Source organism: Mesorhizobium sp. B1-1-5 (assembly GCF_006443065.1).
Taxonomy (GTDB): domain Bacteria; phylum Pseudomonadota; class Alphaproteobacteria; order Rhizobiales; family Rhizobiaceae; genus Mesorhizobium.
Map to the genome: position 1 here is coordinate 1 of NZ_VFWS01000643.1, position 1,051 is coordinate 1,051.

A 1,051-nucleotide genomic window follows, 5' to 3' on the forward strand; every position below is an offset into this window, starting at 1 on the left:
CGCTGCCAGGCTTCACCGACATCTCGATGTATGCCAAGGCGCTGGCGGCGATCGGCATCGGCTACAGCAAGGTCATCGACGTGCTGATCGAGCACGCACTGGCGCGGCATGCCGCGCGAAAGTCCTGACGTTCGGCGCGGCATTGACGGCGGATCACGCGAAGCTAGTTAGATTCGAGCCCTTGGCGAGAGGAGAGCTTGCATGGAAGAACTGCATCGCGGCCGGCTCATCGATCATATCCAACTGGTGGTCAGGGACATCGCCGCCAGCCGCCGCTTTTACGAAGCAGTATTTCGAGTGCTCGATATTCCGATCGGCGGCAGCGCCGCCGATTATTTCTGGGCCGACGAGCTTTTCATTTCAACCGCCGACAGCCGCGCGGCTCGGGGAGAGTTGACCGGTCGCCATCACCTGGCATTCCAGGCGAAAGACCGCGCCATGGTCGATGCGTTCTATAAGGCCGGGCTGGACGGCGGCGGCAGGGACAATGGCGGGCCGGGTGAACGCCGGTACCACCCCGGCTACTACGCCGCTTTCCTTCTCGACCCGGACGGCAACAACATCGAAGCGGTGCATCACGGGGCGGCCAACCGCAGTGCCGCCTCGGTGAAGATCACGTTCTAGAATGCGCCGACAAGAGGCGGGTGGTTTTGCCTTGATGTGGCCCGTCCCGGCTTGATCCCAATCGGGTGGAGGGAGCTCGATCCACGCGGAGGCGACCCGTCCGTGGGGCAGGCCTTGAAGGCCATGTGAGGCATAGTTACATCAACCATTAAGCGTGCGTTTGCACGCGAATACAACGCTTTGGCCAAGCTTCATCTATGGAGGTTGTCATGGCAAATACACTCATGGAAGGAAAGAAAGGCCAGGACTGGCTCAATCTGGTCCTTGCCGTCTGCCTGTTCATCTCACCCTGGATAATCGGCTTCGCTGCTGAAACCGCTCCCGCATGGAACGCCTGGATTGTCGGCGTCGTGCTGGGCGCGGTAGCCGTGGCGGCGCTTGCCGCCTTCGCCGAGTGGGAGGAATGGGTAGGTGTCGTTCTCGGGCT

Annotated in this window: 2 protein-coding genes and 1 pseudogene; all 3 read left to right on the plus strand. The window is 61.6% G+C overall.

The window, feature by feature from the left end; genetic code table 11:
• Positions 1-128, plus strand: a pseudogene (locus tag FJ980_RS34015) (D-alanine--D-alanine ligase A); the annotation flags it as partial.
• 73 nt (positions 129-201) lie between these two features.
• Entirely contained in the window at positions 202-624 is a 423-nt protein-coding gene (locus FJ980_RS34020) for a VOC family protein (protein WP_140500011.1), read from the plus strand.
• A gap of 209 nt (positions 625-833) precedes the next feature.
• Positions 834-1,051: SPW repeat protein (locus tag FJ980_RS34025; protein WP_181181429.1), on the plus strand; the 218-nt coding region annotated here is incomplete at its 3' end.

Excerpts from the sequence above, each read along its gene's own strand:
- FJ980_RS34020 (WP_140500011.1), top strand. The coding sequence starts at position 202 with ATGGAAGAACTGCATCGCGGCCGGCTCATCGATCATATCCAACTGGTG.